Here is a 25439-nt window from a genome sequence, read left to right as displayed (position 1 = left end):
TATTTAAAATAATTTAAAGATAATTCTACTTTATTGAACCTAGAATAATTTACCAGATTTAAAGAATATTTTATTTAGTGATTTTTTGTTTAAGTGCATTAGATTAAACAAAAAAGCCACTCAAGACGAGTGGCTCAATATTATAAAGTGAATTCAGGATTATTTACCTTCTTCCATCTTTCTTTTCAATTCTGCTAATGCATCGATATCTCCTAAAGTAGATCTTTCTTCGTTTGAAGAAGTAGACACATTGTTAGATCTGTTGTTAGAAGCTTCTCTTGCATTTTTCTTCTCTTCGTCTCTGAAGATCCCTGTGTGAGAAACAACTACTCTCTTGAATTCTTTATTGAATTCAATTACTTTGAATTCAGCAGTTTCACCTTTCTTGATTTTAGATCCGTCTTCTTTCTCTAATAATCTTGATGGGCAGAATGCTTCAACTTCAGCATCTTCGAATTGTACAGAAGCTCCTTTATCGTGAACTTCTACAGCAGTTCCTGTATGTACAGTTCCTTCAGCATATTTAGTTTCGAATGCATCCCAAGGATTGTCAGTCAATTGTTTGTGACCTAGAGATAATCTTCTAGCTTGGATGTCTAGTTCAAGAACAACAACATCTAATTTGTCACCAACTGCACAGAACTCAGATGGGTGCTTGATTTTCTTAGTCCAAGAAAGATCAGAGATGTAGATTAATCCGTCGATACCTTCTTCTAACTCTACGAATACACCAAAGTTTGTGAAGTTTCTTACAGTTCCTACATGCTTAGATCCTACCGGATACTTAGCTTCGATATTTTCCCATGGATCTTTGCTTAATTGCTTGATACCCAAAGAAATTTTTCTGTCTTCTCTGTCTAAAGTAAGTACTTCAGCTTCAACCTCATCACCTACTTTTACAAAGTCACCTGCAGATCTCAAGTGAGTAGACCAAGACATTTCAGAAACGTGGATCAATCCTTCTACACCTGGAGCGATTTCTACGAATGCACCATAGTCAGCAAGAACTACTACTTTTCCTTTTACTTTGTCACCTACTTTCAAGTCAGCAGAAAGAGCATCCCAAGGATGAGCTTCTAATTGCTTCATACCCAATTGGATTCTTGTTTTCTCATCGTCAAAGTCAAGGATAACAACTTTTACAGTCTGTCCGTCCTCAAGGATTTCAGATGGGTGGTTCACTCTAGACCAAGAAAGGTCTGTAATGTGGATCAATCCATCAACACCTCCAAGGTCGATGAATACACCGTAAGAAGTAATATTCTTAACAGTACCTTCAAGAACTTGTCCTTTTTCTAACTGAGCGATGATTTCTTTTTTCTGACCTTCGATATCTGCTTCGATCAATGCTTTGTGAGATACTACTACGTTTTTGAACTCAGGGTTGATTTTCACAACTTTGAACTCCATAGTTTTACCTACGAACTGATCATAATCTTTAATTGGCTTAACGTCAATTTGAGAACCTGGTAAGAATGCTTCGATTCCGTGTACGTCAACGATCATACCTCCTTTAGTTCTAGACTTCACAAAACCGTTAACGATTTCTCCAGTTTCGTGTAGCTCATTTACTTTATCCCAAGCTTTAAGCGTTCTAGCTTTTCTGTGAGATAATTGTAACTGACCTGTTTTGTCTTCTCTTCTGTCTACCATTACTTCAACCTCGTCACCTACACTAAGGCCTTGGTTGTAACGGAATTCGTTAAGAGAAATAACACCTTCAGATTTGAAGTTGATGTCTACGATAGCTTCTTTGTCAGTTAATCTAACAACTTTACCAACTAAAACGTCGTTATCGCTTAGGTTGTTCAAAGATCCGTTGTAGATTTCTTCTAAATCGCTTTTTTCTTTTCTCGCATCTGCATCAAGACCTGATTCGAAAGAATCCCAATCAAATTGTTCTGGTGCTACGTTTTGGTTTAATAAAACCTCTGCTGAATTTGTCTCTTTTGACATTTTCTAATAAAATTTGTATTCCTTCTTTTCCAACGGTTTGAATAAATGTGAATTGAAAAATACGGAAGTAATTAATTATAAGTAATTTACTCATCAAACCTTCTCGCCACAAAAGTGGGTGCAAAGATATGAATTTTATTTGAGATAAACAATAATCCTAAAAGTACTCAAACTAACTATAAATTACTGATTATTAATAATTAAAAATATTATCCGTCTATGAAAGTTTCATCTAAAGCTCTGCTAAACTCATTTTCATTTCCATAATTATAAAATGGTACGGCTGTAATTTTGTATGTATCTGTATAAATTTTGATCGATTTTTTTTCATCTCCTATTATTTTCAAAAAATCTTCCTTCCATTTGTCGTAGCCAATTAAATGCTTTCCTTTAGGTTCTATAAACACTTGAAAAGTCAAATGCTTATTGGCTCTTTCGCTACAAAACAGTAAAAAGTCAGGTTCAAAGGCACGGCCATATTGGTCAAAAATTTTAACTTCCCTTTCGTTACGTATGACATGAATATTTTCAAACTTATGACTAAAACCTTTAAATCGTCTCGCAAATAAAGCAACAAAAGCCTTTTCTTCAATCGTGCCGAAATTATCATTGAAAGAAAACCATTCTTCTTTATCTAAATTAACTTTAAACTCATCACTCGTCTCCGATTGGCTTTTTGCTCTTTCACTATTTTTATCTACCCTGATTTCTTTATCTTTGAAAACTTGATGAATGGGCTGCGGATAATATTCTGACCCTTCAAATTCGGTCGAATTATTTTTGATATCCGCTTTTATATTTTGTAAAAGTCCATTTAACGCCTGAAGAATATCAAAGTTTGAAATTTCCTGAAGACGGCTTTCGTTTCCCTGAAATGTTATTTCTAATTTGCCTAAATATTTTTCACTTTCAATAAACTCTAAATGTGATGAAAGATTCGGGAAATAATGAGATAAATTATTAAAATAATAAAACGGATTTCGGCTCAAGGCATATCTTACAATATGCTTCTGAATATTTTTAACTTTAACATCTTGTGACTTCAGATTCTCATCAAAGGAAGCATTTTTCTCTGTTTCAGAAAATACACTGGATGCTTTTCCATTACCTGAAGAAAGTTGGTAACGAAAATTGGTTTTAGTAACTCCCAGATCTTTAAAAGACTTAATATTATCAAAACTCTTCGGCACTTTTTTATTTGAAAAAACAACTCCTTTTTTATACAATTCCGACGCTTTGAATGTTTGTTTTAATTTTAACTGCTTGGTTTCAAGATTGGCCTCATCTTCATAAATTCCGGATTCTACCAATGCTTTTTTCAGCTCGGAAATATAGCGGCTGTCTTCTTTGGTATGATAATAAAGTTCTTCCAGAATTTTCAGATCATTTAAAATATCGTCATCGTATTTTCGGACAAACTTATCATCACTATGCTCCAATGCAAAAGGATAATATCTCGCGCCACGACCGATTAGCTGAGCTTCCGAAAGTGTAGTTTTTCCCGGCTTTCCATCTTTTCCGTCGCGATCTTCATACAGTCTTACAATATCAAATAAGTTCAGAACATCCCAGCCTTCATTCAGTTTCTGAACCGCAAATATGGCGCGAATCGGGTTGTTTTCATCTTCCAAAGTATTCAGTAAAATCTGGTTTTTCTCGGCTTCTGCATCATTATTTGCACTCAAACAATTCTCTTCTTTAAAATTGGCCTGAATTCTTTTTACAATATCGTTTTCAGAAATATATCTGGATTCGAAAAACTGAAAAGCTTTCTGAACAACTGCAACCGTAGATGTTTTTTTAATTTTTTCGACCATTGCTTCAGAAAAATCTTCAATCAATTGATGAAAATTTGCTTTATTCTCTTCCGACTCTTTGATCGTCTTTTTAGCTTTAAATAGAATAACCGGCTTCAAGTTAATATGATGAATTGCTGCCAGTTCCTGACGATACAAATTGAGGATCAATGCCTGAATAATCCTTTCTTTCTCATCATACATCGAACGGACGAGATTGATTTCTTTGGAAAATTTATCCTTTCTGAATTCCGCTAGGTCATACTTATAGATCACCTTATTTTTATATTTATTGACGATTTCACGGCTTTCGTAATCCAAAGTTGCCGTAAATTCCAGTAGGATATTTTCGTAATTCTGATGAAGAATTTCCAAAACGGTTTCCTCCCAGCTTCCAAACAGGTTCCCGCTTTTTGTTCCGCTGCTTAAATGATGGGCTTCGTCGGCAATCAGCACCAGTTTTTTATCTTTAAAATCTTCGTAAGTAACACTATTTTCCCTTGTATTATTTAAATCTGTATGAAGCTGTTGAATCGTGGTAAATTTAATATTGATATTCTCATGATCGGATTCATCAAAATTTTCAATCTGTTTAAGAAAAACCTCTTTTCCGTTGATTACAATTTTATCATTGAACAAATATTTGGATGTCTGCGAATTAAGAAAATTATCCTTCGTTTTCTGAATGATATTATTGCTGTTCACAAAAAATAAAAAATTACGGTATCCTTTCTCATAAAGATGAAGCATTAAACCGCCCATCACAAGCGTTTTCCCGCTTCCCGTCGCCATATTATAAAGAAGATGGAGCGGTTTGTTAGGTTTTCCGTCGAAGTTTTCCTGTTCAGTATATAAAAAACGTTTAAACGCCTCTTGTTGATAAGAACGAATCCCAAATTTCAGATTATCCGTCATTCCATTAGGCAAAACAACCTGAGACAAAGCCTTCTTCGCAAATGGATTATTAAATATTTCATGTAAAAATTCCATCTGTTTTAGTTTTTAAGTTGATAAAATGCTTTGGTAACTTTGTGCTCTTCTTCAGTACATTTGAAGTTTTCATCATTCAAAGAAGAGAGATTGACGTATAGCTGGTTTTTATCCAGTAATTCACAAAGATGTTGTTTCTGATCTTTTAACCTTAACAATTTAAAATCCTCCAGATGCTTCTCCTGTTTCTGAATATCAACATTATAATTAAGGAAGGATTTGTCTTTCATTTCTTCCCAAATTTGAAGAAGTATTGTTGAATCTTCTGCCGCTTCTATTTTTTCAATGAAAGTTTGGTTGTATTTTTTGAGTTCAAGGTAGATGAATGAGCCGCCGCCTTGCCAGTTGACGGATTTCGAAATGCCTGTTTTATCACCTTGAGTTACATTTTGTAATCGAACAACGCTATCATTTTCACCATAGTTTAATTGTTCAATTCCAATGTATTGCCTGTTCATTTTATGTGCTACTGCTGCTGTTGTTCCACTTCCAAGATGATAATCTAAAACAATATCATTTTCTTCTGTGTTAAGCTCCAATATCTGTTTGAGAAGTTTTTCAGGTTTTTTGCCATTTTTTAATTTAACTCCACCTTCGTTTGCAATACCTGCCCAAGAAATATGGTTCCAAAAATTAGTTAATAACTCTGTAACTTTCTTTTCTCCATCAATTTCCTTAATTTTTGAAGAATAAAAAGCTAGCGCTCCTCCATTTATAATATAAGTTTTGTCACCATCTTGTTTATCATAAACAAATATCTGATTTCTATCATTTTTGGATTTATCTTGTAAACTTTTTATCTGTTGCGTAGGTTTATGTAAATCTCTTAAACTTACAATATTATTAGCATTCTTATATGCATAATCCTCTATCATCTGCTGTAAGGATAATAAATAATTCTTCCCCAATTTACTTTTTAACTCCTTTTCATTTTCATAGCCATTTTCCTTAATAACTTTTTCTTTAAGTGGAATTAACTTCCAATTTTCAACCTCTGAATCGGTATTATCTAAGTATTGGTTATAATTTTTATGATAACCTGTGACAACATAATTTTTTTTAAACTTTACAGCTTTTTTATTTTTTGAGTAAAAAAGAATATTCTCAAGTACATCAATTGGTCCCGGATTAACTGCTTTAAATCCTGATGCAGAAGCTACTTTTACAGCTATTTGTTGTATTTTATTTACATTTCCAAAAACTTCATCTAAAAGAACGTTCAAATATCCCATTTCATGATGATCACATTGTACAAGAATAACCCCATCCTCCCTTAGTAAACTTTTAGCAATTTCCAGCCTGTTCTTAACAAAAGTCAACCAAGTAGAATGATTAAATCTATCATTATATTTAAAACCGTCATTACCAGTATTATAAGGCGGATCTATATAAATCAACTTCACCTTCCCTGCAAACTCTTTTTTCAAAGAATGTAATGCCAAAAGATTATTTCCTTTAATGATAAGATTATCGGTAATGGTTCCGTTTTCATTTCGATTGAATTGATCAAAATCTTTTTCACCATCTTCATCAAATTGTTTAGCATTAGTTAGAACTTTGGGATCAAACAATTCGGTAATTTCATCCTGTGCGAGGGTTTCGTTAAAGAAAATCTCTTCTCTTTTATCTTCTTCCCTACTTTGTCCGCCTTCCAGAACACAGTCTTTAAATGGCCAAACCAATGCAACTTCATTACGCTGTTTCAAATATTTATCATCAATTGTTAATCCTACTTTGTTTTTAAATTGGGTATAACTGTCATTGAGATAATTCTTCTGCTCCAAAAACTGGATAAAAAGACTTTGCTTAAAGACCAAAACATCTTTTACTTTCACGAAAAATTTTTCTTTTAGATCGGAATCATCCAATAACAAAGAAATTAATTCTTCATCTAAATTTTGCGCTTTGTTCAGGACAACCCATTTTTTAACTTCTCCGTTATCGGAAACATAATTAGGTTCTTTTTTAATTTGATTTTCGAGGGTTTGGTATAGTTTCATGGTATTCGTTTTTAAAAAAAGAAAGAATCAACAAAAACTTTTAAATGTTGATATTTTTTCGAATTCTTTCTTTTTCCGGTTAAAAATTTTTATGTATCAAAAATAGAATTGAGAAACAAAAAATAATTACGGGAATCCATAATCCAAATAAATTAAAGATAAATAGGATAATGAATTGAGATTCTTCATTCATTCGTAATAACAAACAAAACATTCTACCTCCAACCATCAATAATCATCCAACACCCATTACTATTTCCTTACCTTTGCACCATGGAACTACAATCAATCTACCAAAAACTGCAGATTCAGGAGATGAATCAGATGCAGCAATCGACCTATAAAGCGACAGAAAATCAACAGGACGTTATTCTGCTCTCTCCCACCGGTTCGGGGAAAACGCTGGCTTTTTTATTTCCGGTTCTTAGAAATTTAAAGAAAAATGTTTCAGGAATTCAGACGTTGATTTTGGTTCCCGCAAGAGAATTGGCATTACAAATTGAGCAGGTTTTCAAATCAATGGGAACAGATTTTAAGGTTTCTGTTTGCTATGGAGGTCACGATAAAAAGATTGAGGTTAATAATTTAATTGAAGCTCCGGCAGTCTTGATCGGAACTCCCGGAAGAGTTGTTTATCATTTAAGAAACAATAATTTTGATCCTAAAACGATTCAGACCTTGGTTTTGGATGAATTTGACAAAGCTTTAGAATTAGGTTTTCATGATGATATGGAATTTATCTCCAACTCATTAAAAGGGCTTTCTCAAAGAATTTTAACTTCCGCAACGGCAATGGATGAAATTCCAAAGTTTACAGGATTACAAAATGAAAAAATCATCAACTTTTTAAAATTAAATGAGGCAAAACCTGATATTCAGTTAAAAAAAGTAATGACGATTTCTGAGGAAAAACTGGATACTTTATTTAATTTAATCTGTAAAATCGGAAACAAAAGAACACTGATTTTCTGCAACCACAGAGAAGCGGTAGACAGAATCTCCGAACTTCTTCGCCAAAAAGGAATCGACAGAGAAACCTTCCATGGGGGGATGGAACAGGACGAAAGAGAACGTGCTTTACTGAAATTCAGAAATGATTCTGCGAGAATTTTAATTACAACCGATTTGGCGGCCAGAGGTTTGGATGTTCCGGAAGTTGAATCGATCGTACATTATCAGTTACCTCCGAAAGAAGATGCCTTCATCCACAGAAACGGCCGTACCGCAAGAATGAATGCCAAAGGTTTTGCCTATTTAATTATGACTGAGGAAGAAAATTTCCCTTTCATTAAAAACAATACGCCGGAAGAGAGTGTTGTGGGATTCAATAAAGTTCCGGAGAAAACGCCTTTCCAGACTATTTACATCAGTGCCGGAAAAAAAGATAAGGTGAATAAAGTGGATATAGTGGGATATTTGCTTAAAAAAGGAGAACTTCAGAAAGAAGAACTTGGTTTGATTGAAGTAAAAGACACCACTTCGTATGTTGCTGTTTCAAGGAATAAAGTGAATTCTGTCCTGAAAAAATTGGCTAATGAAAAATTGAAAGGCAAGAAGGTGAAAATGGAAATAGCTTATTAAGGTTAAGGTTGAGATTAAGGTTTAGATAAATGTTGTCTTTTTATCTTAGCCTTAATCTCAACCTCAAATTATTTCACACCTTTCACTTTTGTCGGTAAAGTATACACCGATTTTGAAGCGGTAATGAATAAAACATCATTATTTTCGCCCCCGAAAGTTACATTGGATGTCCATTCTTCATCAATCGGGATATGATAAATTTTCTTTCCGTCACGATTAAAAACATGAACTCCTTTTCCTGTTAAATACAGATTTCCGTGTTTATCCAATGTCATCCCGTCTGAACCCATTTCACAGAAAAGCTTCTTTTCAGACAATTTTCCTTCGCCAAGAATGTCGTAAACGTAAGTTTTTCCGGCATCAATATCTGAAACATATAATTTTTTAAATTTTTCACTTCCTACAATTCCGTTTGGCTGAGTGAAAGTTTCTAATTTAGAAACTTGTCCTTCTTTATTTCTGTAATACAAGCTTTTATTAGGGATTTCCTGTTTAAAATTAACCCAGTAATCTCTCTCATACAGTGGATCCGTGAAATACATTCCTCCAAATTGATCGTTCCAGACATCATTGGGACCGTTTAATCTCTTTCCTTCGAAATCTTTTAGCAAAACCTGAACTTTCTTATCTTTTGAGATTTTCCAGATTTCTCCGTTATCATCTGAGCAGGTAATTAGATTATCGTCTTTATCAAAATGCGTCCCATTCGCTCTGCCTGTCTTGTTCAAAAACTCAGTGATTTTATTCGTTTTCCAATCCCAAATATAAATTTTATCGTTGGGCTGATCGGTAAAATAAACGTTTCCCTCCTTATCCGAAGACGGACCTTCCGTAAAACTGAACTGATCCGAAATTTTTTCCGGTTTTATTTCATCATAAAACATATTGTTACTATTTACTGATTTACAGTTCAGTAATACTAAAACCAAACCAATATAGCTTGCTTTCCAGATATTTTTCATACTCCATTATTTAAGTGCACAATTTACGACTTGCCGGAGAAGATTCAAAAAACTATTTTCTCATTTTGATGTAATGATTTAATTTAAAAAATGTCTGAATTGTACTATTTAAGAAGTAGATCATATTAGTAATGAAGTTCATTATTTCAGAGCTTTGCGTGAGTAAAAATCACAAATCATTTTCAACTCTAAAATTTAAAAATGAGAATTTATTCAAATTAAGATTATTTCTCATATTATTTTCAATCAAAACTCTAAGACGATGAGCACACAATCCAGCAATTTTCAGGCTCCGGAAATCGATTATGAAGACTTCAGAAATTCTGTGGGAACGATGGATGAAACCGGAAAAAGGAAATGGGTCTACCCCCGAAAACCAAAGGGAAGATACACCAATTACAGAAATTACGTAAGTTATCTTTTACTGGCGTTATTTTTCGGTTTGCCTTTCATAAAAATCAATAACAATCCTCTTTTACTGTTTAATGTTATCGACAGGAAATTTTTCATTTTCGGGCAGCCATTTTATTTGCAGGATTTTTTCATTTTAGCTTTGGGAGCTGTTACATCCGTTATTTTTGTGATGCTTTTTACCGTAGTTTTCGGAAGGATTTTCTGTGGCTGGCTTTGTCCGCAAACCATATTTATGGAAAGTGTTTTCCGGAAAATTGAATATTTAATTGAAGGTGACCGGAACAAACAAATGAAACTCGACCGTCAGGAATGGAATTCAGAAAAAATCATAAAAAGATTAACAAAATGGTTAGTTTTTGTATTAATTTCAGTCATTATAATGAATTTCATGTTCATGTATATTGTTGGGTATGAAGAAGTTTTTAAAATAATTACAGAAGGTCCGGTTGATCATTCTCTGAAATTCTTAGGGATGATCGGTTTTGCCATCATGTTCTACTTTACTTTCGCCTGGCTTCGTGAGCAGGTCTGTACGCTCGTGTGCCCGTATGGAAGACTTCAGGGTGTTTTAATTGACAAACAGACCATCAATGTTTATTATGATTTTAAAAGAGGGGAAAACCGTTCCAAATGGCGAAATAACGAAGACCGAAAAGCAGCTGGTAAAGGCGATTGTATCGACTGTCACCAATGTGTGGTCGTTTGCCCGACAGGAATTGACATCAGAAACGGCCAGCAATTGGAGTGCGTGAACTGTACAGCCTGTATTGATGCCTGTGATGAAGTCATGGAAAAAGTAGGCCTTCCAAAAGGCTTAATCCGATACGCCACCGAAGCGGAAATTGAAAATCAGGAGAAATTCAGATTCACTTCAAGAATGAAGGTTACTACTCTCTTTTTAGCTTTACTGATCGGCTTTCTTGGATTTTTAATGTACGATAGAGGCTCTATGGAAGCAAAATTTATTAAGCCTGCCGGATCAACATTTTTCATCAAAAACGGGAAAATAACAAATACTTTTATTTACACTCTTTTAAACAAATCAAATCAACAGAAAAAATTAACCATAAAAGTTATCAACCCTCAAAATGCAGAAATAAATTTCTTCGGCTCAGACAAAATCATTCTTAAAGGAGATCAGATTCTGAAGGGAAACATCAACATTACTTTTCCTGAAAAAGAAATTAAATTTTCAAAACAAAATATAACCATCGGAGTTTTCGACGACCAAGGAACTCTGGTAGACTCTTTTGAAACTATCTTTGAAGGTCCATTTCAATTGGCTTTCTAAATTAAGATTTATATAATTTGATAAATTGCGTGGGAGTCGTGCCGGAAGTTTTCCGGAAGACTCTCACAAAATAGGAATACTCTTCATACCCCAATCGGAAGGCAATCTCTACCAGACTTTCATCCAGGTACATTAACATTCTTTTGGCTTCCAAAATCACCCTTTCTGTGATTACATCGGTTGCGGTTTTATGAACGACAGTTTGGGTAATACGGTTTAAATGTTTTGAGGAAATATTCATTAAATCCGCATAAAAGGCAATAGACTTTTCTTTCGTAAAATGTTCTTCTACCAAATTTTCAAATTCCTGATAATGTTTAAAATAAGAAAGGCTCGTCGAAGAAGCCAGATTATCAAAATCTCTGGAAAACTGCCTTGTCGAATGAATAAAAATCTGTGACATCAAGGAAAGCATCAAACCGTTTCTCATACTATTTTGAGCCTGATACTCTTCCTGTAATTCTAACATTAAATGAACATTTTTCTTTAATTCAGCTTCATTTAACTGTAATTTTCTTGGAAAGTTGACCGACCCGAAAAAAGGGAAATTTCTCAGTTTCTGGTTCACATAATGCATTTCATAAAAATCCTGCAGGCAAAAGAAAAGATATCCTTCGATATCATCCGAAAGTTCCCAACTGTGAATTTGTCCGGGAGACATGAAAAATAAGCTTCCGGGCGATACGTCGTACTTCTGAAAATCGATCTCATGAATACCGCTTCCTTTTGTGAAAAGAATCGTGGCATAAAAGTCGTGACGGTGGGCTTTTTCAAGATGCCGATGCCCGACAATCAAATGATTCTGAACTGTACTGAAATAAAAATCCGAGGTATTTTTACCCTTCTGAAAAAGATCAATGTTAAGTACGGAAATAGAATCCATCGGATTTTTTATTTTAAATCAAAAATAATAAAACAACCAGAATATTTCACTGTATACAACTTATATTTTTCCCAATTTATCGAGTAAAAATCAACTTTTTACGCGCTGTATTTTTGATGAAATTTAAAAAATATTTATCTTTGAGGATTAGGATTCTTAACATGAAGATAAATTTACCCGATAAGCTGTATTATTCTATAGGAGAAGTGGCCAAAGCATTTGATGTAAACACTTCATTAATACGCTATTGGGAACAAGAATTCCCTATCATCAAGCCTAAAAAGAACAAAAAGGGCAACCGATATTTCACTCCGGAAGACATTAAAAATCTTCAGATTATCTATCATTTGGTAAAAGAAAAAGGATACACCTTAGACGGAGCCAAAATTGCACTGACTACCAACAGCAAGATCTCAGAAACCATTACTTTAATCGACAGACTGGAATTTGTGAAGGCTGAACTGCTGAAACTGAAAGATTCTTTAGCGGAAAAAGATTCGGAATAGTTGAAATAATTCGCCATAATTGATGCTCTTGTTGATTTCTTTAATCAATATATCTGTTTTTATATCATAAAATAACACAATCGTAACACACTTATTGCTAATACTTAATAAAATTATTAAGTTTACAATGATGAAAAACAATTACTACCAAAAAATGGCATTCCTGGGAATGCTTCTCATTATTCTTTTTACCTTTCAGCAGTACACCAGCAAGGAAAAAGAAGATTTTTCTGATGTAAAATTTTTAACACCTCATTCAATCCCTTTACATCTTACAGAATTTGATCCGAACGAACTCGACCAGAAACAATGGCAAAGCTTAGGTTTCACGGAGAAAGAGATTGCAACGATCCTTAACTATAAAAAGGTGGTCGGCGGGCAGTTTATTTCCAAAGAACAATTCAAAAAGTGTTTTGCTGTTTCTAAAGAAAAATTCAGTGAACTAGCGCCTTATATTTTGCTTCCTGAGAGCAATAAAGAGGCAAAACCTTCCCGATATAAGGATTTCAAAAAAAGATCAATTACCGTTTCCGGAAGATTTAATCCGGATCATTATACTGTTAATGATTGGATGGAAATGGGATTCAGTAAAGGACAGGCCGAAGCTATTTTAAACTATAAAAAATTTCTGGGCGGAAGTTTTGTAAGCAAGGAAAAATTCAGGGAATGCTTTATGATCAGTGAAGAAAACTATCAGAAACTAGCGCCTTATTTAATTTTGCCTGACAAAACACCTGCGAACTTCAACAGCTATGCTAAGAATTTTAAATCTGAAAAAACTAAAATTCAATATCACACTTTCGATCCCAATACTTTTGGGCTTGAGGACTGGAAATCTTTTGGCTTTTCAGAAAAACAGGCGCAAAATATCATAAATTACCGTGACCGGAATTTAAAAGGAAGCTTTAAAAACCTTGAAGATATTCAGAAATGTTATATGATTTCTGCGGAAAAATTTGAGGAAATGAAGCCATTTATCAAACTGAATCCGGCAACTATTAACAGTAGCCAAAATCAGAAAGCCGAAATTAAACAACAGGAAAAAACAGATTTTTCAAAAACAGATCTGAATACAATTACTTTTAAACAGCTCATAGAATTTGGATTTGATGAAAGAGCGGCGGGTTCCATGGTAGGATTCAGAAAGAAATTGGGCGGATTTGTAACTAAAGAACAGATCTTAACCACTTATAATATTGATGTAGAATTAATGCAAAAACTGCTTTCTATTGCCCAGCTTAATACTTCCAATGTTCCAAAATATACATTAACTGAAGCTCCGGAAGAATGGCTGAAAAATCATCCTTATTTTAAATATTCTGCAGAAAAAATTATTTTCTATAGGCTAAGCGAAAAAGATGAAAGAAAAATCTGGAAATTATTAAAAGTAAAACCCGAGTACGAGGCAAGAATGAAACTGTACCTGAAATAGCAGTATAATAATGTTTTTCAGTTGTAGATTGAGATGCTGACTTGCCATAGCATCTCAATTTTACTCTTTAATTTGATTAATCAAAAGTTTTGCTGGAACCCTCCAAAAGCTTATTCAGATCCGAAAGTTCTTCTGCGGTTAAATCTCTCCATTTTCCGATGGGAAGATCTAGTTTTATATTCAAAACACGGATACGTTTCAGTTTTTTAACCTCATACCCCAGATATTCACACATTCTACGGATCTGTCGGTTCAATCCCTGTGTCAGCACGATTCTGAAATTCATATCATCGATTTTTTCCACCTCACATTTTTTTGTGACGGTATCTAAAATCGGAACCCCGTTTCGCATCTTTTCCAAAAACCTTGGATTGATGGGTTTATCTACTCTTACGATATATTCTTTTCCGTGGTTGTTTCTGGATCTTAAAATTTTGTTGACAATATCGCCGTCGCTGGTTAAAAGAATTAGTCCTTCACTCGGTTTATCAAGCCTTCCGATCGGGAAAATTCTTTTAGGATGATTGATATAATCGACAATATTATTTTTTTCACGTTTAGTATCTGTTGTACAAACAATTCCTACAGGCTTGTTGAATGCGATGTACACATGATCTTCTTCCGGCTCACGGATGGGTTTTCCGTCAACCTCAATAACATCTTCATCGGAAACCTTCGTTCCCATTTCCGGAACTTTTCCGTTAATCGTTATTCTTCCTTCTTCCAAAAGCTTATCTGCTGCCCTTCTCGAGCAGTAACCAACTTCTGACAAATACTTGTTAATACGTGTTTTTTCCATTAATCTTCTCCGTAACCTGTATAATTTTATTGCTGAATTTCAAATCTAAAATCATTCTCCAAAAAATCTGAAGTAGCATCTTCAATTTTGTATTCTCCGATCTTTGTTCTTCTCAATTGAGTTAAATAGGCACCCACACCTAATTCCTGCCCAATATCGTGAGCCAGACTGCGAATATAAGTTCCTTTTGAACATCCCACCGTAAAACTTACCAAAGGAAGATCAATCTTCATCTCATTGATATAATGAATCGTTGTTTTTCTGGACTTCATTTCAACCTCCTCTCCTGCTCTTGCCAGATCGTATGCTCTTTTCCCGTCGATTTTTATGGCTGAAAAAACAGGCGGTGTCTGATCGATTTCTCCAACGAATTTTTCTAAAGCATTTTTAATCTGCTCTTCTGTAATATGAGAAATATCCTGGTGTAAAATTTCAGGCTTTTCTGTGTCGTAAGATTCTGTCTGTACCCCGATTTTTATTTCCGTCCAGTATTCTTTCGGAGCATCCTGAATTTCAGGGATTTTTTTGGTGAATTTACCACAGCAGACAATTAAAAGTCCTGTTGCACGCGGATCCAATGTTCCGGCGTGACCGATTTTGAATTTCTTTGGTAAATTAAACTCTCTTTTGAGCTTGTATTTCATTTTATTGACAGCCTGAAAAGAAGTCCAATCCAATGGTTTGTCTAATAAAAATATATGTCCTGATTGTAGATCTTCTGCGGTCATGTATGATAAGTAATAGCCTTAATAATTAAATTTTATTTATTGATTCAGACTTGTTAATTCAAGATTTGGATAATCAATAATTTCCGGAAAAAATATTCTGTAACCTTTTGAATTTTCACTAAAAATTCAGATCTTTTCTTTATAAAAATCAGTTTCTGTTCGTTAGATAGTTCTTTAAGAGGATAAAAATACGAATGTTCACCTTCTTTTCCGTGTAAAAAAGAGTAAACTTCTTTTACAATAATATTTTCATTTTTTAGTTCCTGCAAAAGAGATAAATAAGACTTTTTGTTATCTTCAGTGAAGAAATTCCATTTTTTATCTCTTGGGCAACATGTAGAACCAAAATATTCAGAATAGTAGGATACAATGGATTTTTCAGGAATTGCGGTCTGAAGATTTTTAAATTTTATAATAGGATAATTTTCAGAATTTAATGAAACACTGTCCCATTTTGCGGCATCTCTTTTAACAAAATAAAACTTATCTGTTTTTATTGGTTCGGCATAGCCCTTTATTCTATTTGCAAATTCTCTTACATTTTTATAATATTCTGTATCAGGAGAAATTAAAATAAATTCTTTAACCTGCGGCAAAAAAGCTTTTTCGTCAAAAAATAATTTGTTAGGAATATGAGAAGCGTTGTAAAAAATCAAACTTTCTGCACTCTTTATTTTCAATGGAATATCAATTAAAATTAATTCCCCGGATTGAAAAACATTTTCATCTTTTATCAGAATAACATTATCAAAAACTTTGTCTTTCCAATTCTGGGAAAAGAGGATTTCAGAAAATACAATAAAAAAGATAAAATATTTTTTCACTTTTATTTAAAGAAATAAAAATAAATCAACAAAGCTACTCCTACGAAAATACGGTACCAGCCCCATGGCTTGAAACCATATTTATTTAAAACACCAATGAATGCTTTGATAGCAATTAAAGCCACGATAAATGCCACAACATTTCCGACAATAAAAATCGTAATATGATCCTGTGAAGACATGATCATTTCATATCCTTTTTGCGGATTAGCTGTTTCCTTACCCCATGTTTTTACAAAAACGGAATAAACTGTCACCGCCAACATCGTCGGAACTGCCAAAAAGAATGAAAACTCTGCTGCCGCTTTTCTTGTTAATCCCTGTGCCATTCCACCGATAATGGAAGCAGCACTCCTGCTCGTTCCGGGCATCATGGCTAAACACTGCCAGAAACCAATGGTGATTGCATTTCTCACGGTAATCCCTTTTTCGTCATCGATTTTAGGATTTTTAAACCATTCGTCGGCAAACAGTAAAACAACACCACCAAGAACCAAAACCGATGAAATCGCGATCTGATTTCCTAAAACGGCTTCGATTTTATCATCAAATAAATATCCCAAAACCAAGGCCGGAACCACTGCAAAAGCCAGTTTAAAGTAAAACTGAAGATTTTTCAAATCAAAGAATTTCTTCCAGTAAGCAACTACCACAGAAAGAATGGCCCCAAACTGAATGGAGACCTGAAACATTTTTAAAAATTCTGTTTCTTCCAAGCCCATTAAATTGGCTGTAAAACCCATATGAGCTGTTGAAGAAATTGGAAGATATTCCGTTAATCCCTCAATGATAGCAATAATAATTGCCTTGATTAAATCCATAATTTATTTAAAATTAAAAGATTAAGAAACTTAGAAATCCGAACCGTAGGTCCCAAATTTCCGAATTTCTTAATCTTCGAATAAAATGTATTTTCTATTTCCTTTTTAAAATCGCATATACCTCGATGGCAAAACCTGCTACAACAAGCAGCGGTGCAATTCTGATTCTGCGGATGGAAAAAATCCCTTCGTTCCAGGAATTCGGATCATACTTACCGTCTACAGTATTGGCATCAGGCCCCATCATCAGAAGGAAACCTACAACAATACATGCAAGGCCGATAAGCATCCACTTAAAGTTTTCTTTTCCGAAATAAAAAGTGTTTTCCTGTGAAGCTTCGGTTGTTTCTTTCCCGAAATTATCGGCGGAAAATTTATTTGTTTTTTTGCTCATTTTTAAGAGTAATATAAGTCGTCAACGTTTGATCTTAAGAATCTCCAGGTTGCAATCACTGTGCTTAAAACCGTAATGAAGATCCCCACTCCAAGCACTAAAAGCACCAGCCAGAAATATTGATTGTTATCCTGTACAAATGCAGAACCGATCTGGCTTGTAAAGTAATACCAAACTCCGAATAAAGCCAACAGACCGATTACAGAGCCTATTGCTCCTAAAATTACTGCTTCGATGATAAACGGCTTCAGGATAAATCTTCTCTTTGCCCCTACCAGCTGCATGGTTTTAATGATAAATCTTTTGGAGAATATTTTCAGACGGATTGAATTATTGATCAATACAACCGCTAAGATTAAAAATAAAATGGAAAAGCCTAAGATCCATTTAAGAATTCTGCTCAGATTGTTGTAAACTTCCACCATCAAGGTGCTGTCATTTTTTACATCAATAACTCCAGGAACAGCTTTAATGGCTTTGATAGCACCGTCGATCTTTGCGGGATCTACATATTCAGGCTTTAAAGCAATTTCTATAGATGAAGGAAAAATGTTTTCTTCGAAAAGTGCATCGGCATCGATTCCCATACTTTTCTTTGCTTCCTTAGATGCCATTTCTCTGGTAATATAAGTCGCTTTTTTTACGGGAGCCAACGTCTGAATTTCTTTGAAAACCTCAGCTTCCATTTTTGCAATTTTTACAGAATCTTTAGCATCATAATTTTCATCAAAGTAAGCATTTACTACAAGCTGCTCTTTGATATAGTCGGAATATTTTTGGGCATTGATTAAAATAAGTCCCATTAATCCTAACAAAAATAACACTAAGGCGATACTTATTACTACTGTAATATTGCTAGACCTAAGCCTTTTCTTATTAAACTCATCTACAGATTTAGCCATTAATATTAAAATTTTTGGCTAAAATAGAAAAAATCTTCCGAAATTTGGGAACGAAAAAGAGAAAATCACTGTTAATAAAATCATAAAAAACATTGAGTGTAAAAGCAAAAAAGCATCTTGGTCAGCACTTTCTGACAGATGAAAACATCGCAAAAAAAATCGTAGACGGTCTTAGTTTTGAGGGCTACAATAAGGTAATGGAAGTGGGTCCCGGAATGGGCGTTCTCACCAAATACCTTCTGGAAAAAGACCAGAATATCTACTTGGCAGAAATTGATAAAGAATCTATTGAATACCTAAAAAACAACTATTCTAAAGTAACTGAAGAGACTTTTGTCGGTGACTTTTTAAAACAGGATTTCCAGTTTACAAAAGGAGAGCAAATTGCCATCATCGGAAACTTTCCTTATAATATTTCTTCACAGATTCTGTTTCAGATCATCGATCATTATGAGCTGATTCCTGAGATGGTGGGAATGTTCCAGAAAGAAGTTGCAGAGAGAACTGCCGCAGTACCGAGAACAAAAGATTATGGGATTTTGTCGGTTCTGATCCAGGCTTATTATGATACTTCGTATATGTTCACGGTTCATGAAAATGTATTTAATCCGCCACCGAAAGTAAAATCAGGAGTCATCAGAATTACCAGAAATCCTAAAGAAGGCTTAACGGGTAATGAGGTTTTATTTAAACAAATCGTAAAAGCCGGTTTCAATCAAAGAAGGAAGAAATTGTCTAACGCCCTGAAAGTTTTAAATATTCCTGAACCGTTGAAGACACATGAATTTATGGATAAAAGAGCTGAAGAATTAAGCGTAATGGATTTTATTTCTTTCACTCAGCTTTGGAAAGAAAATTTATAATAGATTTTAAAAGTAAATACAGTCTATCTAATTTTAATAATCAATAAAAACCAAAAGCCCCTCAATTTCTTGAAGGGCTTTATTTTTTTGTATTATTTATTCTTATTATTCTCTGTTCTTAAGCATGATCCAGCCAGACTGGCTCATATTTGCTTTCGATTTTGGATACTGGAAGTTGAATTTGTACCAATATGTTGCTGTTGGCAATCTCTTCCCTACCAGAGTTCCGTCCCAGATCGGACTTTGTTTTGTGAATCTGAAAATCTCAGAACCGTATCTATCATAGATAGAACCTGTAAAGTTATTAAACCCTCCAAGCGCCGTAAGATCCAATGTATCGTTTACACCATCCTGATTCGGAGTGATAATGTTTGCAATATTCAATGTGAAGAATTCTAATGCTCCCACACAATGTGTACCTACCGTCCTTACCTGAATATCGTATTTCGTGTTATTCAGAAGACCTGGAAATACATTGGAATCCTGCCAAGAAATCCCACCGTCCACAGAATACTCAACCGTCTGAGGAATATTATTGATCATCGGAACCTGCGCCGTAATCGTTAAAGTATTATTGCTGTAATCTAAGTTTGAAACAAACGGAGACGCCGCCGCCATTACTTTGGCTGTAAACGTTCTTTCGCAGAATCCGTTCTTAATCGTTACGGTATAGATACCCCATTGATCTACGTCAATTGTTCTTGTAATAGCACCTGTACTCCACAGATAAGTGTAGTTGGGTCCTGCGCCCGCGTCCAGAGTTACCCTGTCTCCCTGACACATTTCAACATCTCTTAATGGCGAAGTGAGTTCAGGAACCACTTCAACGGTAATTTTTGCAGGCTGTAAAGATTTACATCCTTTTGGCCCTATTGCATACACTGAAAACGTTGTTGTATTGTATACTGTTGCAGTTTGTGTATTGCCTGTACCTGAAAAATTCGCCCACTGATACGTTGTCCCTCCTGTTGCTGTAAAATCTACAGTATCTCCAGGACATATTTTAATTTTTGAGGCCACTACATTAGCTGTAGGAGTTGTTTCTTTTAACAAAGTAAGTTTAACCATCTTGCTACAGAACGCTCCGTTGGAAACTACCACATATAAGATCTGGCCGTCGTTTCCATTGTAATGTAAAATGTCCTGAATATAATTATTATTCTGAGCTATAGCATCTGCCTGATTTACATAAAAATGGAATATTGCCCCTGGTGTTGTACTGATTGATGGCATGGCATTGGTCAAATCAAACCAGGTAACATCAGGAGTTGTACAAAGCAGTAAAGAAGCATCAACTGCTGCCGGAGTAAACCCTCCATTAATTTTAATATTTGCTTTTCCAGGACAAGGGTTTCCAGGGAAAGTTACCTGAATTTCGTAGTTTCCAGGTTGTGTTGCCGTAACAGTAGGGGTTGTTGCCCCCGGAATTGGATTTCCGTTAAAGAACCACTGATATGCCATGTTAGGGTCACTTACAGAAGCTGTAATCACCTGTGGAACATTGTCACAAACGTTAATTTCTTCCGGTAAAACGGCTCCGGACGGATCCTGAAGCTCTACACCAATGTTAAAGGATCCACCTTCCAGGAAAACCGCAGAATCGTAACTTGTATCCGATGCATCCCCTAACACCATCTTAAAGTGATAAGACTGACCCGGAGTAACCGTTGCTGTTGCTGTAAAAGGTGTTGTTCTCCCGTTAAAGTTAGTTTCAATATTTGCGGTGTTGTACCCTCCGAAAAAAGCTGCGTTAGGCGCACCACATCCCATATCAAAACCACTGAAACTGTTTTGTGGGTGAATATTCGTTACACTTACAGGTCCTGTACCAGGTGCAGGCACAATGGCCATATTTACATAAGGTCCTCCTGAAGTTGGTTTTAGAAGAAGTGCAAATGCATCAGAAAAACTACAAGGGAAAGTCCCCGTATATTCTTCAGAAGCAAATAAATAATTAAATTTCACCTGGCTGGATGTCGGTACAAAGTCGAACTCCAAAATAACCGCATCATTGATATTAACTGACGGGTTGGTAGCAGCCACAAGATCCGGGTCACTTCCCGTCTGAAGCGCATCTCCCAGAGTAGTACTTATATAGTTGTTTCCAGCTTTGTTTACATACCCGGTCATCAAAACGATTCCATCTGTAAAAGGGAAATTGGTCGTGCCTTTGTGAAAATATCCCCAAGATCTGTTTGGGCTCGTAGCTGGTAGCGCCGGAGTCACCTGGACATTCGATACGTTTGGTGTCACGCAGGAATTTGTTCCAGATGAGATGAGAACATCTTTCACCAATTGTAAAGGATCATAGTTCGACGGATTATATCCTGCAGCATTTACATCGATAAAAGCCCCGGCTTTCATTGTCAAGCTTGACGCTTTTTCTTTTTGGGGTTTTCTTGGAGTAATTGTCTGAGAATAAAAGAGACTCGACGAGGAGGCTATGAATAAAGAAAACGTTAGTAGATATCTCTTCATAATAATTTTGTTTCAACAAATTTAATTTTTTTTTGAATAAATCTCACATATATTTCATTTTTTTTAGGACAAAAAAAAGCTTCCAGATAAAACAGGAAGCTTTTTTGTTATTTCACAGAAAGATTATTTATTTAATTTCTATTTTTCAGTAATATCCATCCTGAACGAAGCTCTAACTTCTTACTTGCAGGATTTTCCCACTGTACTCTATACCAGTAAGTAGCCGTTGGCAATGCAATACTTCCTCTTAGGAATCCATACCACACCGTATCATCATTACTTGCTTTAAATACTTCCTGACCGTATCTGTCGAATATGGAAGCAGCAAAGTTATTATACTTACTAATCCCTGTAAAGTCTACAGTATCATTCTTACCATCAGAGTTAGGGGTAATTGCATTCATAACAACAAATGTAAAATAAGAAATCGATGTACCGCACTTAGCATCTTTTACCCTTACCATTAAATTATAATTGGTATTATCTAAGATATTATAGAAAATATTGGAAGGCTGCCATGTTGATCCTCCGTCGTTTGAAAACTCCAAAGTTCCTCCGGAAGGATTGGTTGCAGATATAGTAAGCACATGATTCTCATACTTCACATCCGTAAACTGAGGCAGGGTAGGATTAATAAGCTGGGCACTGAAAACTTTGGTACAGGTTCCGTTGTTTATGGTCACAGAATATATTCCAGGTGTATTTACAGAGATCGTTTGCGTCGTAGCACCGTTACTCCACAAATAAGTATAACCTGGTCCTGATCCGGCATCTAATATCCCGAAATCTCCTGCGCAGACATATACATCTTCTAGTGTAGATACAATAGCAGGAACCACTTCAATGGTAATCTTAGTTGGATTCAGCACTTTACATCCGTTGCCACCTAATGCAAATACAGAATATTCTGTAGTAACAGTTGGTGATACGATCTGCGTATTTCCGTTACCCGGTAGTCCTATCCATTCGTAAGTAACTCCTCCCGTTGCCGTAAGGGTTACAGACTCACCTACACATATTTTAGACTTAGAAGCAGACAAAACTGCCACCGGCGGAGCTACAATGATTGTAATGCTTGCCGTATTTGTTGAAACACATCCATTTGCTCCTACCGCAGTTACGGTATATACTGTATTCTGAGTAGGTGAAACAACCTGTGTATTGCCATTTCCGGGAAGTCCGCCACCCCAATTATAGGTAGCTCCTCCTGATGCCGTTAGAGTAACTGACTCTCCTGAACAGATCTGAAGAACAGAAGCCGTTAAAGTAACCGTTGGAGGTGTTGTATTCTGAACAACCGTAACATTTGCCGTGTAAGTACAGCTTAAGCTGCCCGGTTGATTGACATTAGTAACTGTTAAAGTGTAAACACCACCTGCATTTACAACAGGTGTTAAGGTATTAGCTCCCGAAACAATATTTCCTCCGGTTGTTGTCCACGCAATCGTCGAACCTGTAGGAATTACTGATGCTGATGCATCTAATGTTGCCTGAGGATTTGTACAGGTTATCTGCGAAGGAGGCGCAATCGTTAAGGTAGTTTGTGGTGTTGACAATAACTGCAGTGTAACCACATATCTACATCCGCCACTTACCACCAAAACATATATCGTCTGCCCTCCTGCACTGTTAAAAGAAGTAGGAACCGGAATTGTATTAGTATTTCCTGCATTGGCATCTGCCACATTCAGATAATAAGCGAAAGTAACACCTGATGCTGAAGTAATCTGTGGCTGAGCTTCCGTTAAATCAAAATTGATTCCTCCAGTCTGGTAACATTTAAATAATGTAGCATTCTGTACAGTAATAGGTTGAGAAACGTTAATTGTGATGGTTGCAGGAGTCTGCGAAACACAACCATTAGCACCGACTGCGGTTACGGTATAAGTCGTTGCAGTAGTAGGTGAAACTGTTTGCGTAGCGCCTGTACCCGGTAACCCTACCCAATTATAGGTAGCCCCTCCCGATGCCGTTAAAGTAACTGATTCTCCTAAGCAAATTAATATTTTTGATGCCGTTAATCCTGTTGCCGGAGGAGCACTGTCTCCCGTTACCGTAACATTTGCCGTTGCTGTACAGGTAAGATTACCCGGCTGATAGGTATTTGAAATTGTTAAAGTATAAACCCCTGCTGTATTCACAACAGGATTTAATGTATTTCCGCCTGACACTATATTTCCGCCTGTTGTCGTCCAGCTGAAGGTAGATCCGGCAGGAAAAACAGAAGCAGAAGCGTTTAGAGTAATTTGCGAATTCGTACAGGTCAGTACAGTTGGTGGTGCAATGGTTGCCGTCATTTGTGGCGCCTTAACCAATTGCAGTTCTGCGACCTTGGAACAGAATCCGTTCTTAACCAAGACATACACCGTCTGCCCGGGACTTGAAAATGCTGTAGGAACAGCAATTGTGCTTGTATTTCCTGCGTTGGCATCCGCCAAATTCACATAATAAGCGAAAGTTGCTCCCGGTGTGGTACTTATCGTTGCTTGTGCCGAAGTTAAATCAAATATCGCATTTCCAGCAGTATAACAGGCAGTGAGGGTTGCATTTTGAACAGTTGGAGACGTTCCTCCCACTATGGTAATTGATGCTGTTCCCGGACATGTATTCCCAGGTAAAAATACCTGAACCGTATAAACTCCCGGCTGTGTTGCCGTGTAAGAAGAATTGGTAGCTCCGGGTATCGGAGTTGTTCCTAGCAACCACTGATATGTGGCCCCACCACCCTGAACAGAAGCTGTTAACACCTGAGGTGCATTATCACACACATTAATGGAAGGCGGAAGTGCTACCCCCGCAGGGTTTAGCAACTGAACGCCGATATCAAAAGATCCTGCTTCCAGAAAAACTGATGAATCAAAATTCGAATCCTGATAATCTGCCAACACCATTTTGAAATGATACGTCTGCCCAGGAACTACAGTTGCAGTTGCCGTTAAAGGAATTGTTCTTCCATTAAAATTCGTTTCTATCTGAGGATTATTATATCCCGCAAAATAAGAGGCATTGGAAGCTGCACAGCTTCCCGTAGAAGTTGATATTGCAGGACGGATATTGGTAACACTTACCGGGCCTGCACCTCCCGGAAGCACTGCCAAATTGGTGTAAGCACCTCCTACAGGTTTTAATAGTAATGCAAAACCATCACTTATATTACATGGGAAATTAGACTGATATTCTTTCGATGCAAACAGATATCTGAATGTTACCTTGGTAGAAGCCGGTACAAAATCAAATTCAATATAAGTGGCATCGTGTAATTCTGAATTCGGAACTGATAAAGCTGCAGCCAAATCAGCATCTCCCGCAGTAGGAAGAGGATCACTTAAAGTTCCCTGAAGGTTATTCCCAGCTTTCCTCGCGTATCCGGTCGTAAGCACAATCCCCTTAGCAAAAGGAAAATTTGTAGTTGCTTTATTAAAATATCCCCAGCTTCTGTTTGGATCCGAAATGGGTAAGTTAGGAGAAACTACTACGTTGCTTACATTCGCCGCCGAGCAAGTGGAACCTCCACTTATCAATACATCTTTTACCAATTGCGTTATACTGTAATTAGATTCCGGATATCCGGCCGCATTCACATCGATAAAAGCTCCGGCTTTCATGTTTTCGGGGGTCTGTTTACTTACAACACCCTTACCGTCACGAGTTTGGGCAAAGACGAAACAATTTACAAAAACAAAAAATAAAGCCAAAAATAAACTTCTTGTCCTCCTATTTAACATTTTATATTATTTTAAACAAAAATACTATTTTTTTTAATTGAATTTCAATCCAATACAAATTACATTATCACTCCCGCAATCTTCGTTATCAGGA

At 35.8% G+C, this 25439-nt stretch carries 18 protein-coding genes; 5 read left to right on the top strand and 13 right to left on the bottom strand.

The genetic code is table 11. The features are described from left to right. Positions 1–159 precede the first annotated feature (159 nt). From rpsA to BUA89_RS02045, 3 genes are all read right to left on the bottom strand, one after another. On the bottom strand, positions 160–1956 hold the full coding sequence (rpsA, locus tag BUA89_RS02055; RefSeq protein WP_072952960.1) for a 30S ribosomal protein S1: 1797 nt from the start codon (positions 1954–1956) through the stop codon (positions 160–162). 209 nt (positions 1957–2165) lie between these two features. Then, on the bottom strand, positions 2166–4742 hold the full coding sequence (locus tag BUA89_RS02050; protein WP_072952959.1) for a DEAD/DEAH box helicase family protein: 2577 nt from the start codon (positions 4740–4742) through the stop codon (positions 2166–2168). Between the two features lie 5 nt (positions 4743–4747). Next, positions 4748–6742: a DNA methyltransferase gene (locus tag BUA89_RS02045; RefSeq protein WP_072952958.1), complete on the bottom strand. Its 1995-nt coding sequence runs from the start codon at positions 6740–6742 to the stop codon at positions 4748–4750. Positions 6743–7015: 273 nt separating this feature from the next. Between BUA89_RS02045 and BUA89_RS02040 the strand changes: the two genes are divergently transcribed. After that, positions 7016–8323, top strand: a complete 1308-nt coding sequence (locus BUA89_RS02040; protein WP_072952957.1) for a DEAD/DEAH box helicase — start codon at positions 7016–7018, stop codon at positions 8321–8323. 68 nt (positions 8324–8391) lie between these two features. Here the strand turns inward: BUA89_RS02040 and BUA89_RS02035 are convergent, their stop codons facing one another. Further along, positions 8392–9285 (bottom strand): SMP-30/gluconolactonase/LRE family protein, encoded by an 894-nt coding sequence (locus tag BUA89_RS02035; protein WP_072952956.1) that lies wholly within the window; start codon positions 9283–9285, stop codon positions 8392–8394. Positions 9286–9547: 262 nt separating this feature from the next. Here BUA89_RS02035 and ccoG point away from each other — a divergent pair, with 262 nt between their 5' ends. Next, entirely contained in the window at positions 9548–10990 is a 1443-nt protein-coding gene (ccoG, locus tag BUA89_RS02030) for a cytochrome c oxidase accessory protein CcoG (RefSeq protein WP_072952955.1), read from the top strand. A 1-nt stretch (position 10991) separates the two neighbouring features. On the opposite strand, the gene BUA89_RS02025 is transcribed toward ccoG, so the two are convergent. After that, positions 10992–11873 carry an AraC family transcriptional regulator gene (locus BUA89_RS02025; protein WP_072952954.1) on the bottom strand — a complete coding sequence of 294 codons (882 nt, stop codon included), beginning with the start codon at positions 11871–11873 and terminating at the stop codon, positions 10992–10994. 161 nt (positions 11874–12034) lie between these two features. Between BUA89_RS02025 and BUA89_RS02020 the strand changes: the two genes are divergently transcribed. Together BUA89_RS02020 and BUA89_RS02015 are read left to right on the top strand one after the other, a co-directional pair. After that, entirely contained in the window at positions 12035–12379 is a 345-nt protein-coding gene (locus BUA89_RS02020) for a MerR family transcriptional regulator (RefSeq protein WP_072952953.1), read from the top strand. Positions 12380–12506: 127 nt separating this feature from the next. Next, on the top strand, positions 12507–13811 hold the full coding sequence (locus BUA89_RS02015) for a helix-hairpin-helix domain-containing protein (RefSeq protein ID WP_228420508.1): 1305 nt from the start codon (positions 12507–12509) through the stop codon (positions 13809–13811). Between the two features lie 76 nt (positions 13812–13887). Here the strand turns inward: BUA89_RS02015 and rluF are convergent, their stop codons facing one another. The 6 genes from rluF to BUA89_RS01985 all read right to left on the bottom strand — a co-directional run bounded on the left by rluF (position 13888) and on the right by BUA89_RS01985 (position 18279). Then, positions 13888–14610 carry a 23S rRNA pseudouridine(2604) synthase RluF gene (rluF, locus tag BUA89_RS02010; RefSeq protein ID WP_072952951.1) on the bottom strand — a complete coding sequence of 241 codons (723 nt, stop codon included), beginning with the start codon at positions 14608–14610 and terminating at the stop codon, positions 13888–13890. 26 nt (positions 14611–14636) lie between these two features. Continuing rightward, a complete protein-coding gene (gene truB, locus BUA89_RS02005) occupies positions 14637–15338 on the bottom strand; it encodes a tRNA pseudouridine(55) synthase TruB (RefSeq protein ID WP_072952950.1) in 702 nt (233 codons plus the stop codon). A gap of 53 nt (positions 15339–15391) precedes the next feature. Further along, a complete protein-coding gene (locus tag BUA89_RS02000) occupies positions 15392–16162 on the bottom strand; it encodes a hypothetical protein (protein WP_072952949.1) in 771 nt (256 codons plus the stop codon). Between the two features lie 2 nt (positions 16163–16164). After that, a complete protein-coding gene (locus BUA89_RS01995; RefSeq protein WP_072952948.1) occupies positions 16165–16983 on the bottom strand; it encodes an undecaprenyl-diphosphate phosphatase in 819 nt (272 codons plus the stop codon). A 94-nt stretch (positions 16984–17077) separates the two neighbouring features. After that, complete coding sequence (locus BUA89_RS01990; RefSeq protein ID WP_072952947.1) at positions 17078–17377, bottom strand: DUF3098 domain-containing protein; 300 nt, start codon at positions 17375–17377, stop codon at positions 17078–17080. Between the two features lie 2 nt (positions 17378–17379). Next, positions 17380–18279 carry a cell division protein FtsX gene (locus BUA89_RS01985; RefSeq protein WP_072952946.1) on the bottom strand — a complete coding sequence of 300 codons (900 nt, stop codon included), beginning with the start codon at positions 18277–18279 and terminating at the stop codon, positions 17380–17382. A 92-nt stretch (positions 18280–18371) separates the two neighbouring features. Between BUA89_RS01985 and rsmA the strand changes: the two genes are divergently transcribed. Continuing rightward, on the top strand, positions 18372–19142 hold the full coding sequence (gene rsmA / locus BUA89_RS01980; RefSeq protein ID WP_072952945.1) for a 16S rRNA (adenine(1518)-N(6)/adenine(1519)-N(6))-dimethyltransferase RsmA: 771 nt from the start codon (positions 18372–18374) through the stop codon (positions 19140–19142). A gap of 105 nt (positions 19143–19247) precedes the next feature. On the opposite strand, the gene BUA89_RS01975 is transcribed toward rsmA, so the two are convergent. Both BUA89_RS01975 and BUA89_RS01970 read right to left on the bottom strand, forming a co-directional pair. Further along, positions 19248–21620, bottom strand: coding sequence for a choice-of-anchor L domain-containing protein (locus BUA89_RS01975; protein ID WP_072952944.1), 2373 nt, complete (start codon positions 21618–21620; stop codon positions 19248–19250). Between the two features lie 131 nt (positions 21621–21751). Next, positions 21752–25345 (bottom strand): choice-of-anchor L domain-containing protein, encoded by a 3594-nt coding sequence (locus BUA89_RS01970; protein ID WP_072952943.1) that lies wholly within the window; start codon positions 25343–25345, stop codon positions 21752–21754. Between the last annotated feature and the right edge of the window lie 94 nt (positions 25346–25439).

It is taken from the genome of Chryseobacterium arachidis, assembly GCF_900129245.1.
In the GTDB taxonomy this organism is placed as follows: domain Bacteria; phylum Bacteroidota; class Bacteroidia; order Flavobacteriales; family Weeksellaceae; genus Chryseobacterium; species Chryseobacterium arachidis.
This window is presented reverse-complemented; position numbering and strand designations above follow the sequence as displayed.

Bases quoted from the DNA above. Each gene is read 5' to 3' on its own strand.
- rpsA (WP_072952960.1), bottom strand. From the start codon at position 1,956: ATGTCAAAAGAGACAAATTCAGCAGAGGTTTTATTAAACCAAAACGTA.
- BUA89_RS02050 (WP_072952959.1), bottom strand. From the start codon at position 4,742: ATGGAATTTTTACATGAAATATTTAATAATCCATTTGCGAAGAAGGCT.
- BUA89_RS02045 (WP_072952958.1), bottom strand. From the start codon at position 6,742: ATGAAACTATACCAAACCCTCGAAAATCAAATTAAAAAAGAACCTAAT.
- BUA89_RS02040 (WP_072952957.1), top strand. From the start codon at position 7,016: ATGGAACTACAATCAATCTACCAAAAACTGCAGATTCAGGAGATGAAT.
- BUA89_RS02035 (WP_072952956.1), bottom strand. From the start codon at position 9,285: ATGAAAAATATCTGGAAAGCAAGCTATATTGGTTTGGTTTTAGTATTA.
- ccoG (WP_072952955.1), top strand. From the start codon at position 9,548: ATGAGCACACAATCCAGCAATTTTCAGGCTCCGGAAATCGATTATGAA.
- BUA89_RS02025 (WP_072952954.1), bottom strand. From the start codon at position 11,873: ATGGATTCTATTTCCGTACTTAACATTGATCTTTTTCAGAAGGGTAAA.
- BUA89_RS02020 (WP_072952953.1), top strand. From the start codon at position 12,035: ATGAAGATAAATTTACCCGATAAGCTGTATTATTCTATAGGAGAAGTG.
- BUA89_RS02015 (WP_228420508.1), top strand. From the start codon at position 12,507: ATGATGAAAAACAATTACTACCAAAAAATGGCATTCCTGGGAATGCTT.
- rluF (WP_072952951.1), bottom strand. From the start codon at position 14,610: ATGGAAAAAACACGTATTAACAAGTATTTGTCAGAAGTTGGTTACTGC.
- truB (WP_072952950.1), bottom strand. From the start codon at position 15,338: ATGACCGCAGAAGATCTACAATCAGGACATATATTTTTATTAGACAAA.
- BUA89_RS01995 (WP_072952948.1), bottom strand. From the start codon at position 16,983: ATGGATTTAATCAAGGCAATTATTATTGCTATCATTGAGGGATTAACG.
- BUA89_RS01990 (WP_072952947.1), bottom strand. From the start codon at position 17,377: ATGAGCAAAAAAACAAATAAATTTTCCGCCGATAATTTCGGGAAAGAA.
- BUA89_RS01985 (WP_072952946.1), bottom strand. From the start codon at position 18,279: ATGGCTAAATCTGTAGATGAGTTTAATAAGAAAAGGCTTAGGTCTAGC.
- BUA89_RS01975 (WP_072952944.1), bottom strand. From the start codon at position 21,620: ATGAAGAGATATCTACTAACGTTTTCTTTATTCATAGCCTCCTCGTCG.
- BUA89_RS01970 (WP_072952943.1), bottom strand. From the start codon at position 25,345: ATGTTAAATAGGAGGACAAGAAGTTTATTTTTGGCTTTATTTTTTGTT.